We start from the raw sequence: 14,124 nt of genomic DNA, 5'->3' as shown, positions 1-14,124 counted from the left end.
TTTACAGAGCCCGGGACCTCGGGCAGGGAGAAAGGCACATCATGCAGATCGGCGTATTCAGCGTCAGCGATATCACCACTGACCCCACCACGGGCCGCACGCCCACGGAAAACGAACGCATCAAGGCCTCCGTTGCCATTGCCAAGAAGGTCGAAGAAATCGGCATGGACGTCTACGCCCTTGGCGAGCACCACAACCGGCCCTTCTTCTCCTCCTCGCCCACCACCACCCTGGCTTACATCGCAGCCCAGACCGAGCGCATCACGCTGTCCACGGCCACCACCCTGATCACCACCAATGACCCGGTCAAGATCGCCGAAGACTTCGCCATGCTCCAGCACCTCTCCGATGGCCGAGTGGATCTGGTCCTCGGCCGTGGCAACACAGCGCCGGTGTACCCCTGGTTCGGCAAGAACATCCAGGACGGCATCGAACTCGCCATTGAGAACTACAGCCTGCTCCGCAAACTGTGGGATGAGGACACTGTCAACTGGTCCGGGAAGTTCCGCACACCCCTGCAGAACTTCACGTCTACACCGCGGCCTCTCGACGGCGTGGCCCCCTTCGTGTGGCACGGCTCCATCCGGACGCCGCAGATCGCAGAAGTTGCCGCTTACTACGGCGACGGTTTCTTCGCCAACAACATCTTCTGGCCCAAGGAGCACTACCAGCAGCTGATCGGCCTGTACCGGGAGCGCTACGAGCACTACGGACACGGCAAGGCAGACCAGGCAATTGTTGGCCTTGGTGGTCAGTTCTTCATGAGGAAGAACTCGCAGGACGCCGTCAAGGAGTTCCGCCCGTACTTCGACAACGCGCCGGTCTACGGGCACGGACCGTCCTTGGAGGACTTCACCTCGCAGACCCCGCTGACAGTGGGCAGCCCGCAGGAAGTCATCGAGAAGACGCTGACATTCCGCGAGGCCTTCGGTGACTACCAGCGGCAACTTTTCCTGATCGACCACGCCGGCCTGCCGCTGAAGACCGTGCTGGAACAGTTGGACCTCTTCGGCGAAGAAGTCCTGCCGGTACTCCGCAAGGAATACGCCGCCGTGAAGCCAGCGCACGTGCCTGACGCACCGACGCACGCCTCACGCGCCGCCGCCGCGCTGGAAGCCACGGTCAGCGAATCCGCTACCGCTGGTGCTGCGGGGCAGGACGCCTGATGTCCAGCCCCTCGGCGTCCTCCGCCGTTCGCCTCGCCGCCGAAACCTGGGAGTCGTTGTTCCGCTCCCAGGTGGCGGTGATGCGGAAGCTGCAGTCGGGACCGGCCTTCAAGACACTGCCCGTCAAGGAATACGATGTCCTCTTCACGTTGTCCAAATGCCCTTCGGGCCAACTTCGGCTCAATGAGATCAACGACAAAGTCCTGCTGAGCCAGTCCAGCTTGAGCCGCTTGGTGGACCGTTTGGAGAAGCGCGGTTTGGTGGAAAGAACAACAGCGCCCGACGACGGCCGCGGAGTCCTGCTCTCACTCACCGAAGCGGGCAGTGAACTTCAAAAGACCATCGGCCGCGAACATGTCCGGGACATCGCGCACCTGGTGGCGCCTGCGCTCACAGCTGAGGAACAGCGGGAGCTTTTGCGGCTGACCGAGAAGCTCCGCGCTTCGGTGGCGGGACACTAACGCAAGCTGATGAGCTCCCGGGGGTCCTCCACCGGGAGCTCTCCGTTTACCGACGCACTGACCTTGAGTGTTTTCAAGGTCAGGCTGCCGCCCACGGTGGACAGGAACGCGGTATCCGATGAATCGCGTCCGGCAGTGATGCGGAGCATGGATTCGCGGGGAGCCAGTCCGGTGGGGTCGATGATGTGCCAGGCTCCGTTGATGTGTGCCTCGGCAACAGCATGGAAATCCATGGGACTCAGCCCTGGAGCGTACACCGCCGCCAGGCGCGCAGGAACGTCCTTTGACCTCAACAGGGCGATGGCGAGGTGGGCGAAGTCCCGGCACACACCTTTGCGGTGAAGCAAGGTTTCCACGGCTCCGTCAGTTCCCCGCGACGAACCGCTGACGTAGCGCAATTCCCCGTTCACCCAGTTGCGTACCGCTTGGAGCAGTTCGGCACCTTGCAGGCTGCCGAACTCGGCATAGGAAGTAGGCAGCAGCCTGTCTGACTCCGCGTACCGGCTGGGCCTGACGTACCTGATGAGCTCCATCGGGCTGGACGTATCAGGCTCTCCATAGCCATGAACCGTTGCCCGGTAGTCCACCGTCACCTCACCGGGCTCAGTGAACTCCAGGTAGTGGAAGCGGCCGCCATGGTGGTCGCTGAGTTCGGCAAAGGGAACCTCAGCACCATCCTTGGTGATGGACAGGGTTTCCTCCACTGCGTCGTAGCCATGGTTGTTAGCCACGGCTACGGCCATAGCCACCTTGGTGTTGGCTGCAGTCTTGAAAACGAGCGAGGCAGCAACATTGCGTTCCATTGATCTCCGGGGTGGGTTGCGGCGGGCATCCCCATCGCCGCCGTATGTGTGAATCAGCCAATCGCAGGGCTACAGATTGACCTTCAGAGACAGTAGCATCCGCTGGACATTGGCGAATTCAGATCCGTGGACCGCGTACTTCGCGGCCAGGTCCAGAGTATCGAAAGCCTTGGCCGGGGCCACCTTCTCGTCCGCGGCGAAGGCATGGATCGCCAGGACGTCGCCAAAGGAGATATCGCCCTTTCCGGCAGGGCCGAGCACCCTGTTCCTCAGTTCGCAGGACTGCCCGTCCACACCAGCCACCATATTGGTGATGCCGTAGGAGCCGAAAAATTTGTAGCCTTGGACCACACGGAAAACCACGCGCGGATCAATGGTGTCCGGGCCATCCGAGTGCGGGACGTCCAAGGGCACGCTGCTGATTACTACGTACGGGCGGGCCTGCCCGGCGGGGCATGCAACGGGCGCAGCCGAAGGCAGGCCTGTCTGGAGGGTGGCGATGTAGCGTCCTTCAGCATCCTTGACCTCCACCTTCACGGCATGGGCCAGCGAGCCTGCCTCCGGCGTCACCGACTGCGCTATCCACTCCTGCGGTAGCTCAAAGCTGACGGTTTTGGCGGAGTCCGCGTACGTCTTCCAGGACACCGCCGTTGCGCCCGGACTGGGTTCCGCGCTGGCCGAGGCGCTGCCGCCTTCGCTGGGGGCTTCGGAAGGCGAGCCTGCCGCGGAGGCCGTTGCCGGCGTCGTGCTTTCCGCAGTACCGGTCCCTGATTCCGAGGTGTTGGGCTGGGAGCTGGCCGTCGAGGTTACTTGCGGGCCTTTGTTCTCAGCGGAGCAGGATGTTGTGGCCGCGAGTACGGAACCAGCCAGTACCACGGCTGCGACCCGCATCGGAATGCGGTGCAGGTTCAGGATGCCCTTCATGAGCCCAGCCTAGCTGCGGCGATCCCGCGACACGCACAGGACTAGGCTGAGGGTATGGCTCCCGATCAGCAGGACTATTTCGAGGACGACATCCCCACTATGTCAGCGGTTGATATTGCCGACTGGCGCCTGCGGACGTTCGCTCTCTACGACAAGGTGCGTCAGCTCGCAGCCACCAACCCGTTCGACGCGCATGTCTTCTGGCGGCAGGAACGGGACCTGATGTTCGCTACCCATCCTGCTTCAGCGCTGACCGCGGAAATGAAAGCCTCATTTTCCGGGCTGCGGACCGCTGATTACGATCCCTCCTTCCGAATGTACGCCGCCTTGTCCCCCGACGGAGCCGGCCAGGAGATGAACGTCGAAACAGGGACTGACGGCGTAGTGCCTTTTACAAGGATCGGCACCCTCGAGCTACCCGGGCTGGGCTCCTTGGCGGCCTGGCGGCTACGCAGCTATGGTGGCGGCATCTTCGTGCCCTTCCGTGACTCGACTGCCGGCAAAGAGGGCGGAACCTACGGAGCGGGAAGATATCTGCTGGACACAGTCAAAGGCTCGTTCCATGGGACGCGGGAAACCGGCGCCGGGCAAGAGCTCGTGCTGGACTTCAACTTTGCGTACAACCCGTCGTGCGCCTACAACGAAGCTTGGGCGTGCCCGCTGGCTGGACCAGCCAACCGATTGGCGGCAGAAGTACCTGTGGGAGAACTTTACCTGGGCTAGCCGAACAGCCCACCCGGGCCAAAAACCGCGAGCGCCGCAACGGCGGCCAGTATTGTCAGGGGCGCCACGATCAGGCCGAAGAGCGCGTATCCCCTCCACTTGACCAGCACGTTCATGCGCACCAACCGGTCGTGCCATAACAGGGTGGCCAGTGATGCCCACGGCGTGATCAAGGGCCCCGCGTTGACTCCCACAAGAAGGGCAGCCATCCTCTCAGGGTTTCCTGCCAGTGGTTCGGCCAGCAGGTAGGCGGGGAGGTTGTTGACCACATTGGAGCCCAGGGCTCCCGTCATGGCCAGTCTCAATAGTTCAAGGAACCCATCCCCTTGCCCCGCCACTTGGCCAAGAAGCACTGACGCTCCAAGGTATTGACCTGCCTCGACCACTAGGAAGAGTCCGCACGTGAACAGCAACAGGGACCACGGAATCAACGTCACCCTGAGCACCTTGGGCCTACGGACTGCGAACGCCACCCCAAGGGTGACCGCGGCCGCTGCAGCAGGAATCCAGATGGCAACTCCGGATACCAGCGCCGGCAACAGCAACAACAGGACCACGGCACTGACCAGCAGCAGGACCCTGTCGGTGGTTGCTTTGGACGAAATTCCTTGGGCTGGACGGGTGGAATCGCGTGCATAGGTCTTGCGCAGTTCGCGCCTGAAAACGATGGCTATGAACGCCAAAGGGACCAGGACGGAGGCCACCGACGGCGCCCACATCAGTTGGGCGAACTGTGCGGGACTGATACCGCCCAGGTTGTGTTGCGCCAAGAGATTGGTCAGGTTGGAGATGGGAAGCAACACGCTGGCGGTGTTCGCGAGCCACACGGTTGTCAGAGCAAAGGGCAGGACGGGTAGGCCCGCTTGGCGGGCAACGGTGACCACCACCGGGGTGAGGAGAACCGCCGTCGTATCCAGCGACAGGAAGACAGTGCTCAAGGTGGCAAACAACGCCAAAAGCAACCACAGAAGGATGCTGCGTCCGCGCCCCCAACCGCGCAGATGGCGGGCTATCCATTGGAAGGCGCCGGCCTCACTGACGAGTTCTGTCACCACCGTCATGGCAACCACGAAGCCGAGGATGGGCGCCACCCGGTCCACCAGGACCGCCACTTCCTGCCATGGCAGGACACCCGTAGCCACGGTGATGCCACCAGCCACAAGGAGGACCAGCCCAATGATTGCCAGACGCATGGAACGGATTCTAAGCCCGGCCCCTGTGTCCTTCCTCCGCGCCACGAGGACAACGCGTCATCGAACCGTAAGCCTTGGAGCACCCGCACCGGTCCTGCGAAGCCTAGCCTTGGAGCATGAACACACTGTGGAGCATGACCCGATTCCGGAGACTGGTCCGGGCCCACAGGATCCTTGCGGCCGTGGCAGGTTTGGTGATCCTTTCAGCGGTGGTGGCGGGAGCCGCGTTGTTCCAGCCGTGGCGCCTCTTCACCAGCAGCACCCTCAATGAAGCGCTGCCCGCTGCACCGTTTTCTGCGAGCTCGGGACCTGCCGCCAGGCCCGCAGTCCCAGGCTCACCACCGCCCGCGTCCTCCGGTCCCGCAGCACCGGCTCCCACCCCGCCCGTCCCCGCAGCTCCGCTGGTTCTTAGCTCGGGTGCTTTCCAATCCCAGGAGCATGAGACCACTGGCACGGCCCAGCTGGTGAAACTCGCCGACGGGAGCCATCTGCTGCGACTTGAGAACCTGGCCAGCAGCGACGGTCCGGACGTCAAAGTCTGGTTGAGCAGCCTGGAAGCCGGTGGCGACTGGTTCAAGTACCGTTCAGGGCGATACGTGGACCTGGGAGCCATCAAAGCCACTCACGGCAACCACAACTACGCCATCCCCGCAGGGACCGACGTCGCCGGTCTGACGTCTGTGGTCCTGTGGTGTGACCGTTTCAGCGTTGCGTTCGGATCGGCCCCACTCTCCTGACGCGTTGCGAGGCCCGCTCTGCGCGCTAAGGGCGTGTCGTGGGGTGTAAAACGGGCCTCGCAACGCAGGGCGAAGCTCAGGGAGGACGTAGGATGTCATCATGACCTCGCTGCTCCCCCGTCGCATCGCCCGCGTCCGGCCCGTCCCTGCCCAGACCCCGACCAGTGAGTCCTTGAGCGGCCTGCCTTCGACGAGCCCGTATCCGGACGAGCAGTTCTTCGTAGCCAACAACGCCACGGATTTCGATTCGCCCGCAGGAACTCAGTGGACCGTGGTGGACTCCCCTTTCCCGGGATCAAGGGCGAACGCCAACAGTCCGGCCAGGGAGGGCTGGGAGCTTGGCGATGTGGTCAGCCAGGATTCGTTTAACTTCCTGGCCCCATCGGCTCCTGTCAACGTCTTCGGTATGGCCCACAACACCGGGCAGCCTGGCCGGGACCTGCCGCCCCAGGCCTTCCACAAAGCAGCATCCAGCGTCATCGGACCCGGCGAAGCAATCCAACTGAGCTCCACCGTGGGTTATGTGGACCCGGAAGCTGAACTGACCGTCGTCGTCGGCCGTGCCGCGCGGGGTTTGACCTTGAAGACGGCGAGGTCGGCAATCCTTGGATACACCATCGGCAACGACGTCTCCGCCCGAGACCTCCAGAAGTCCGACGAACTCTGGATCAGCGCCAAAAGCCAGGACACGTTCACGCCCGTCGGCCCGTGGATAGTCACGGACCTGAATGACTCGAACCTTGAAATCGGCATTGTCCACAATGGCCACGCCCTCAGCACCGCCGGTACAGCTGATCTCGGCTGGAAAGTGGACGAGATCATGGTTTATCTGACTTCGTTCATGACCCTCCAAGCCGGCGACCTCGTGCTCTCAGGGTTCCCCGCAGAGTGCGCGCGAATCCAGCCTGGCGACACCGTAGTGTGCCGTGTGGAAGGAATCGGAGAGCTCCACAACCCTGTAACCAGCGCTTCCTGGGAACAGTAGCCCGCATAGTGTGTCAGGCTTAACTCCATGGAGATAGCTGCGGAGGCCACTGAGCTACGCGCATCTCCCTCAAGCAAGCCACCAGGCCGGCAGAAGCCACCACGCAAGCGGCATCGCGGCGTCCTGAAGTACCCGGTGGTCCGGCAGTTGATCCGCTTCACCGGGGTTGGTGTCGTCTGCACAGCGAGTTCCCTGGCCATCTATGCCTTGCTGCGTCCGTGGATTGATCCCCAACTGGCCAACGCTGTGGCACTGATCCTGACGTCGCTGATGAACACGGCCCTGAACCGCCGCCTGACGTTCAAGATCACGGGCCGAAAGAAGCGCACGCAGGATCACCTGAGCGGAGTGATCGTGATCGGCATTGCCCTGATCATCACCGGGGGGAGCCTTGGCATGCTGCATCTCCTCCGGCCCGAAGCCACGGTGGCCGAGGAGCTCTGGACCACTACATTGTCCGGGTTCGTGGCCACGGCCGTTCGGTTTACCCTGTTGCGGCACTGGATTTTCCGGCGGGCCCGGCACGTATAGCCGGCACGGCCGCCGGTTCTAGCCTGGCTGCGGTGCCGCCAGATTCCGGACACGTCCGACGGCGGTTTCCACGGCAACGGCTGCCTGTTCCAGTTCGGCGTCAGTGACAGTTGACGTGAAGCTGAAACGCACCGCAGTCTGTGCCGTTTCAGGGGCGATGCCGAGGGCAACCAGCACCGGCGAGGGCGCGTCCGATCCTGCCGCGCAGGCCGAGCCACTGGAACACACCACCCCAAGCCGCTCGAGCTCAAGCAGCACCGACTCGCCGCTGGTGCCCGGGAAGCAGAAAGAGGCTACTGAAGGCAGCCGTTGGCTTCGGTGCCCCGTGAGCAAGGCGTCCGGAACGGTGGCGAGGATCTGATCGATGAACTGATTCCTCAGAGCGGATACCCGCGCAGCCTGTTCGGGTTGCTCGGCGTGGGAGAGCCTTAGTGCCGTGGACAGTGCCACAGCTCCAGCCACGTTCTCCGTGCCCGAGCGCCTTGCCCTCTCCTGGCCCCCACCGTGAACCAGTGGTTCCACGCGGAGACGCCCCTTGGTGAACAGGACGCCGGATCCCTTGGGCGCACCAAGTTTGTGTCCGGAAATACTCAATGCATCGACGCCAAGCGCTTTGACGTCCAGCGGCAACCATCCGGCGGCCTGCACCGCGTCAGTATGGAAAGGCACGCCGTGTTCCCGTGACACCGTCGCCAAGGCAGCGATCGGCTGGATGGTTCCGATCTCATTGTTCGCGTACATGATGCTCACCAAAGCCGTTTCGGGCCTTATTGTCGCCCGCAGGTCGTCGATCGACACCAGACCTTCTCCATCGACCGCAAGCACATCCACGGCGAACCCGTGCACTCGTTCCAGGTAGCGGGCCGACTCTTCCACCGCGGGATGCTCGATTGCGCTGATGACCACCCTGTTCAGCGAAGGGTCGGCCGCCTGACGGGCCAGCGCAATGCCCTTCACGGCAAGATTGTCCGCTTCCGTGCCTCCGGAGGTGAAGGTCACCTCGCCGGCACGGCAGTTCAGGACCTTCGCGACGCCGGAACGGGCCCCTGCGAGCGCAGCTGCTGCCGCTTCGCCCAGGCTGTGATGGCTGGAGGGGTTGCCGAACTCGCCGCTCAGATAAGGCCACATGGCTTCGAGAGCCTCGCGGCGGACCGGAGTGGTAGCTGCGGCATCAAGGAAGATCATGGCGGAAACGCCTTCAGTTCTGTGTGGCTTTGAGTTCGATGTCGAGGCCGAGGTCGAGCGCGCTTACGCTGTGCGTCAGGCCTCCGATGGAGATGACGTCCACTCCCGTCGAAGCGATTTCGGTGACAGTGTTGATGTTCACGTTGCCGCTCGCTTCCACGACAGCCCGCCCGTCCACCTGCTTGACACCGGCCCGGAGCTCGTCGACGGAGAAGTTATCCAGCATGATGGTGTCCACACCGGCCGCCAGCACCGGTTCAATCTGCTCGGCCCTGTCCACTTCAACTTCGAAGTGGGTGGTGTGGCCCAGCTGGGCTTTGGCGGCAACCAGCAATTCGGTCAGCTTGCTGGAGTCGCCTCCGGTCATGACGGCCAGGTGGTTGTCCTTGGCCAGAACGGCATCTGAAAGGCTGTAGCGGTGGTTCGCTCCCCCACCGCAACGCACGGCGTAACGTTCCAGGACACGAAGGCCGGGCGTGGTCTTGCGGGTATCAGTGATCCGCGCACGCGTCCCTTCCACGAGCTTTACGAATTCTGCGGTCTTGGTGGCGATGGCACTCATCCGCTGCACCAGGTTCAGGCCCACCCTTTCGGCAAGCAGCACTGAGCGGGCCCTGCCACTGACCCGCGCCAGGTGGGTTCCGGCGTCGAACGCTTCACCGTCAGCGAGCAGTAGCTCCACCTCGGTGTCCGGGTCCACAAGCTTCATGGCGTCGCGGAAAACGGTACCGCCGCTGAAGACTCCGGGGACGCGCGCGTTCAGCACGGCGGTGGCCCGGGCATCGGCGGGAATCAGTAGTTGCGAGGTGATGTCGCCGCTGGGTGCGTCCTCCGCGAATGCCCGTTCCAGGATGTCCCGGACGGGGGCTGCGGGGAGGGTCAGGTTAGTCATTGACGAGGCTCGCTTTCCGGCTCATGGTGTAACGCTTATCAAAATCCTCGACGGCGGCTGGTTCCCTCACGCTGTCATTGCGGTAATGCGCTCCCAGCGACTCCCGCCGCTCCCGGGCCGCGTGGACGAGCAACTGGGCCGCCAACAGCAGATTGGCGTCCTCATGCTCCCGGACATCAGGAGAATCCGGAACGTTGAGGGGCAGCACCCCGCTCTCCCACTCGCCAAGAGCGCCGGCGGCCTCACCCAACAACTCCCCGCTCCGGAGCACGCCGGCCTTGGCGGTCATGAGGCGGCGAAGTGCCTGCCGCGAAAATCCACCGGACTCTGCAGATTGAGACCGCACGTAACCGGCCACATCATCCAGCGGCGCCGCAGGCCCCGACAGCGGACGTCCGCTGTCAACAACCGGTAGTTCCGGAGGTCCCGACAGCGCCGTTGTCGCGTGAGCGCCCGAACCGGCCGCCGAGCTTGCGAGGCGATCGCCGGTACGAGGCTCGAGCGCAGGCGCCAAGGGACCTGTGGAACTACCCCCGAGGAACCCCTCAACAGCCCGCCGCCCAAACACCAGTCCCTCAAGCAGAGAGTTACTTGCCAAGCGATTAGCCCCCTGCACACCGGTACAAGCGACTTCGCCGGCAGCGAGCAAACCAGGAACAGACGTGCGGCCGGAGAGGTCGGTCACCACCCCGCCCATCCAGTAGTGGGCCGCTGGTGCGACGGGAACAAGTTGCCGGGTCCAGTCGACGCCGGCCTGGCGCGTCCGCTTGCTGAGGGTGGGGAAGCGCTTGGCCAGGAAGCCCCGACCTCGCTGTTCTTCGATCACGGTGGCGTCGAGGAAGACGTGGCCGTTGGGGTCGCCGAGTTTTGCCAGGTGCAGGGCGATGCTGCGGGAGACGACGTCCCGTGGCGCGAGTTCTGCGTCAGGGTGGTAATCGGGCATGAACCGGAGCCCGGTGGCATCGACCAGGATGGCCCCTTCGCCACGCACTGCTTCAGAGATGAGCAGGGGGTCGTTGTTCCCTTCTGCTTCCCTGGCCGCTGCCGGGAGCACCATGCATGTTGGGTGGAACTGGAAGAACTCGAGGTCTGCAACCGCGGCTCCAACGCGCCATGCAAGCGCCAAACCATCTGCCGTGGCAACCGCTGGGTTGGTGGTTTGGGCGAAAAGCTGTCCGGCACCGCCCGTGGCGAGGAGGACGGAGTCGCCGTGGACGCCGAGGTGGCGTCCGTCGTGGAGGAAATTGGCCCCCACCACGCGGCCACCCTGCGGTCCGCCCAACGAGAGCGAAGTGACTTGGGCGTGCCCGATGACCTGGATCCTGCCCGCGGCTTGGAAATCCAGGACTGTCCTGATCAGCGCTGCCGCCACTCCCGCACCGGTGGCGTCGCCGCCGGCGTGCAGGATACGCGGAGCCGAGTGGGCGGCTTCGAGACCCAAGGCGGGGCCGCCGTCGTCGTCGAGGTCGAACTGCACGCCGAACCGTCCAAGCCCGGCAATGTCCAGCCGCGCCTCGGTGCACAACACCCGTACTGCTTCTTCGTTGCAGTGGCCTGCCCCGGCTTTGAGGGTGTCAGCGATGTGCGCAGCCACCGTGTCACCGGGGGCTGGCTCGTCCAGCACGGCGGAGATTCCACCCTGGGCGTAGTAGGTGTTGCTGTCCGCGAGCGCACCCTTGGTCAGCAGTACCACTTCCGCACCGGCTTCCGCGGCAAGCAGCGCGGAGTACAGTCCTGCAATTCCGCTTCCGACGACGATCAGCCGCTTGGGGGCAGGCCCTTCAGCAACGCTCGCTGTAGTCATGTGAGGCTCGATTCGGCTAGTCCGGGGTGAAGTGCCAGATGGGGTGTGCCGACTGGCTTAGGCCGGTTTGGCTGCCAGCATGCGCTCCAGCGCAATCTTGGCGTTTTCCTGCACGGAGTCGTCCACCGTGATCCGGTTGACAATGCGTCCTTCCACGAGCTCCTCAAGGACCCAGGCGAGATAGCCAGGGTGGATGCGGTACATGGTGGAGCACGGGCAGATGACGGGATCGAGGCAGAAGATGGTGTGCTGCGGGTTTTCGGCGGCGAGCCGGTTCACCATGTTGATCTCGGTGCCGATAGCGAACGTGGTGGGTTCGGTTGCGGCAGCGATGGCCTTCTTGATGAAGTCGGTGGAACCGGCGGAGTCGGCGGCGTCCACTACCTCCATGGGGCACTCGGGGTGGACGATCACGTTGACGCCAGGGAAGTCCAGCCGGGCTTTTTCGATCTGGCCTACGTTGAAGCGCTTGTGGACTGAGCAGAAGCCGTGCCAGAGGATGACGCGGGAGTCCAGGAGCGCTTGTTCGTCGTTGCCGCCGAGTTCCTTGCGCGGGTTCCACATGGGCATCTGTTCCAGCGGGACGCCCAGTGCCTTGGCGGTGTTGCGGCCCAAGTGCTGATCGGGGAAGAACAGGACCCGCTGACCGCGCTCGAAGGCCCATTCCAGGACCACTTTGGCGTTGGACGAGGTGCAAACGATTCCACCGTTGCGCCCACAGAACGCCTTGAGCGCAGCGGAAGAGTTCATGTACGTGACGGGGATGACGGGTACACGCCCTGATGCGTCCGGCTCCGTGCCGAATATTTCCTCCAACTGCTCCCAGCACTCCTCAACGGAGTCTTCGTCCGCCATGTCCGCCATGGAGCAACCCGCAGCGAGGTTCGGCAGGATCACGGCCTGTTCAGGCGTTGAGAGGATGTCCGCCGTTTCGGCCATGAAGTGCACGCCACAGAAGATGATGGCTTCGGCGTCCGGCTTGGTCAGTGCTGCGTTGGCGAGCTGGAACGAGTCGCCGACGAAGTCTGCGTACTGGATGACTTCGTCACGCTGGTAGAAGTGGCCCAGAATTACGGCGCGGTCCCCGAGCGTCGCCTTGGCGGCCCGGATGCGGGCGTCAAGTTCGGCGTCGGTGGCCTTCTTGTACTCTTCCGGCAGCTGGCCTTGGCGCGGCGTGGCTTGGGGCGCAACGTCGTCACTTGAGGCTCCCGGGCCGTAGGCGGGCTCGCCGGCGAGGGCCTCGGCAAGGTCGTACTCCCATGGGCCCCTGGCCAAGGCCGGGCTGCACGTGGACCCTGCGCGGGAGAGGCCCTTCTCGGCTTCCTCGCGAGTGATCAGCTGGACGGCAGTGTTGACGCTGCTCATGGTGTACTCCTGTTATCTGGCCCGAGGCCGGGCGTGCCGGTAAAGCGGTAGAGGCGTGGTGGGCGGTGTTTTCCGCCTTGGAGGTATTCACCGGTTTCTTCGATTTCCGGTGTTGCCTTGACGTGCCTGCGGAAGTTTGCGGGATCGAGCTGGCGGTCCAGCACGGCCTCGTAGACTTCGCGGACCTGGGCGAGGGTGAAAAACTCTCCCAGCAGGTGGTAAGCGATGGACCCGTACGCCATCTTGTTGCGGAGCCGCCAGAGGGCGTAGTCAACGATTGCGTTGTGGTCAAAGGCCAGTTCGCCGAGCCGGTCTGCCCGGAACCAGCGCACATTCTCGGATTCGTCGGCGAGGGCAGCTTCGGTGGGTTGAACCAAAGCCCAGTACACAATGGAGACGACCCGCTGGGTGGGTGACCTGTGGAGGCCTCCAAACGCGTAGAGCTGCTCCAGGTAGTGGGGCGCGAGGCCGGTGGTTTCACGGAGGTTCCGCGAAGCCGCATCCTGAAGCGATTCGTCGTGGGCCAACGGCCCGCCTGGGAGGGCCCACATGTCTTTGTACGGTTCGCGGATGCGGCGGACCAGCGGCAGCCACAGCGTGGGGCGTCCGGACTTCTCGCTGGGACGGAGTGCGAAAATCACCGTAGAAATAGCCAACGACGGCGGTGCGAGCCGCCTCTCGGCGACGTTTGCTGAGTTGGTGTTCACGGCGTTCACCTCGCTTCATCGCCGTCCCAAACGCTCCCACCAAAACGGAGTGTTAGTTAAAGTCATCTTGACTAGAACTAATGGTACGACTCGACCGGTGGTTAGCAAAATGCCTTGCGTCACACTGTCTTCACGGCCGCTTCCATCAGCGGCAAAGTGCGACCTTGGATGTGGCTGTTCAGGACAATGACCGACGAGCACCGGACCACCGATTTGGTTGCGATCATGGCATCGAGCACGCGCTGCATATCCGGGTTGGACCGCGCCGCGATCCTCACCATAAGGTCCGAGTTCCCCGTGACTGTGTGGACCTCAATAATCTCCGGGATGGCACTGAGGCTTTCGATGATGGCGTCGTGGCCTATCTCCTGCGTGATGGTCACCGAGCAGAACGCCACCACCGGAAAACCGAAATTGGCGGGATCCGGCTGTGGAACCCAGGAACCAATAACACCGTTCTCAATCATTCGGTCGATCCTGGACTGCACCGTAGCCCGGGCAACCTTGAGCACGCGGGAGGCCTCCAGCACTGAGGATCGCGGTGAATCGGTGAAGAAACGTACAATTTTTGCATCAAGCGCATCGACCAGCATCAAAGTTCCTGTCCCCGGGGATCCATACCCATCACATCGCCAAAGCAAAAAGTGA

Annotated in this window: 15 protein-coding genes; 6 read left to right on the top strand and 9 right to left on the bottom strand. The window is 63.4% G+C overall.

The window, feature by feature from the left end:
• Window positions 1-41 precede the first annotated feature (41 nt).
• Together ACZ881_RS01715 and ACZ881_RS01710 are read left to right on the top strand one after the other, a co-directional pair.
• On the top strand, window positions 42-1,166 hold the full coding sequence (locus ACZ881_RS01715; RefSeq protein WP_476112175.1) for an LLM class flavin-dependent oxidoreductase: 1,125 nt from the start codon (window positions 42-44) through the stop codon (window positions 1,164-1,166).
• Window positions 1,166-1,627, top strand: a complete 462-nt coding sequence (locus ACZ881_RS01710; protein WP_054808488.1) for a MarR family winged helix-turn-helix transcriptional regulator — start codon at window positions 1,166-1,168, stop codon at window positions 1,625-1,627. The genes ACZ881_RS01715 and ACZ881_RS01710 overlap by 1 nt, the downstream gene beginning before the upstream one ends.
• Here the strand turns inward: ACZ881_RS01710 and ACZ881_RS01705 are convergent.
• On the bottom strand, window positions 1,624-2,430 hold the full coding sequence (locus ACZ881_RS01705) for a transglutaminase-like domain-containing protein (protein ID WP_476112173.1): 807 nt from the start codon (window positions 2,428-2,430) through the stop codon (window positions 1,624-1,626). The two genes, ACZ881_RS01710 and ACZ881_RS01705, sit on opposite strands and share 4 nt — an antisense overlap.
• A 69-nt stretch (window positions 2,431-2,499) precedes the next feature.
• On the bottom strand, window positions 2,500-3,354 hold the full coding sequence (locus ACZ881_RS01700) for a hypothetical protein (RefSeq protein ID WP_476112171.1): 855 nt from the start codon (window positions 3,352-3,354) through the stop codon (window positions 2,500-2,502).
• A gap of 54 nt (window positions 3,355-3,408) precedes the next feature.
• On the opposite strand from ACZ881_RS01700, the gene ACZ881_RS01695 reads away from it, so the two are divergent.
• On the top strand, window positions 3,409-4,077 hold the full coding sequence (locus tag ACZ881_RS01695) for a DUF1684 domain-containing protein (RefSeq protein ID WP_476112169.1): 669 nt from the start codon (window positions 3,409-3,411) through the stop codon (window positions 4,075-4,077).
• Here ACZ881_RS01695 and ACZ881_RS01690 read toward each other — a convergent pair.
• The gene (locus tag ACZ881_RS01690) at window positions 4,074-5,270 is read right to left on the bottom strand and encodes an SLC13 family permease (protein ID WP_476112167.1); all 1,197 of its coding nucleotides are present in this window, start codon (window positions 5,268-5,270) and stop codon (window positions 4,074-4,076) included. The two genes, ACZ881_RS01695 and ACZ881_RS01690, sit on opposite strands and share 4 nt — an antisense overlap.
• 116 nt (window positions 5,271-5,386) lie before the next feature.
• On the opposite strand from ACZ881_RS01690, the gene ACZ881_RS01685 reads away from it, so the two are divergent.
• The 3 genes from ACZ881_RS01685 to ACZ881_RS01675 all read left to right on the top strand — a co-directional run bounded on the left by ACZ881_RS01685 (window position 5,387) and on the right by ACZ881_RS01675 (window position 7,523).
• A complete protein-coding gene (locus tag ACZ881_RS01685) occupies window positions 5,387-6,007 on the top strand; it encodes a DM13 domain-containing protein (RefSeq protein ID WP_476112165.1) in 621 nt (206 codons plus the stop codon).
• Between the two features lie 100 nt (window positions 6,008-6,107).
• The gene (locus ACZ881_RS01680; protein WP_476112163.1) at window positions 6,108-6,992 is read left to right on the top strand and encodes a fumarylacetoacetate hydrolase family protein; all 885 of its coding nucleotides are present in this window, start codon (window positions 6,108-6,110) and stop codon (window positions 6,990-6,992) included.
• Window positions 6,993-7,019: 27 nt separating this feature from the next.
• Complete coding sequence (locus ACZ881_RS01675; protein WP_476112161.1) at window positions 7,020-7,523, top strand: GtrA family protein; 504 nt, start codon at window positions 7,020-7,022, stop codon at window positions 7,521-7,523.
• Between the two features lie 18 nt (window positions 7,524-7,541).
• Here the strand turns inward: ACZ881_RS01675 and ACZ881_RS01670 are convergent, their stop codons facing one another.
• From ACZ881_RS01670 to ACZ881_RS01645, 6 genes are all read right to left on the bottom strand, one after another.
• Window positions 7,542-8,708 carry a cysteine desulfurase family protein gene (locus ACZ881_RS01670; protein ID WP_476112159.1) on the bottom strand — a complete coding sequence of 389 codons (1,167 nt, stop codon included), beginning with the start codon at window positions 8,706-8,708 and terminating at the stop codon, window positions 7,542-7,544.
• Between the two features lie 13 nt (window positions 8,709-8,721).
• The gene (gene nadC, locus ACZ881_RS01665) at window positions 8,722-9,600 is read right to left on the bottom strand and encodes a carboxylating nicotinate-nucleotide diphosphorylase (RefSeq protein ID WP_476112157.1); all 879 of its coding nucleotides are present in this window, start codon (window positions 9,598-9,600) and stop codon (window positions 8,722-8,724) included.
• On the bottom strand, window positions 9,593-11,404 hold the full coding sequence (locus ACZ881_RS01660) for an L-aspartate oxidase (RefSeq protein WP_476112155.1): 1,812 nt from the start codon (window positions 11,402-11,404) through the stop codon (window positions 9,593-9,595). The genes nadC and ACZ881_RS01660 overlap by 8 nt, the downstream gene beginning before the upstream one ends.
• Before the next feature lie 57 nt (window positions 11,405-11,461).
• Window positions 11,462-12,769, bottom strand: a complete 1,308-nt coding sequence (nadA, locus tag ACZ881_RS01655; RefSeq protein ID WP_179017199.1) for a quinolinate synthase NadA — start codon at window positions 12,767-12,769, stop codon at window positions 11,462-11,464.
• Complete coding sequence (locus ACZ881_RS01650; RefSeq protein ID WP_011775198.1) at window positions 12,766-13,485, bottom strand: NUDIX hydrolase; 720 nt, start codon at window positions 13,483-13,485, stop codon at window positions 12,766-12,768. The genes nadA and ACZ881_RS01650 overlap by 4 nt, the downstream gene beginning before the upstream one ends.
• Window positions 13,486-13,595: 110 nt before the next feature.
• Complete coding sequence (locus ACZ881_RS01645) at window positions 13,596-14,069, bottom strand: Lrp/AsnC family transcriptional regulator (RefSeq protein ID WP_091468276.1); 474 nt, start codon at window positions 14,067-14,069, stop codon at window positions 13,596-13,598.
• Window positions 14,070-14,124: the final 55 nt, after the last annotated feature.

Source organism: Paenarthrobacter sp. TE3676 (assembly GCF_056279165.1).
Note: the sequence above shows the minus strand (reverse complement) of the source record. Positions and strands in the feature narration are given on the sequence as shown.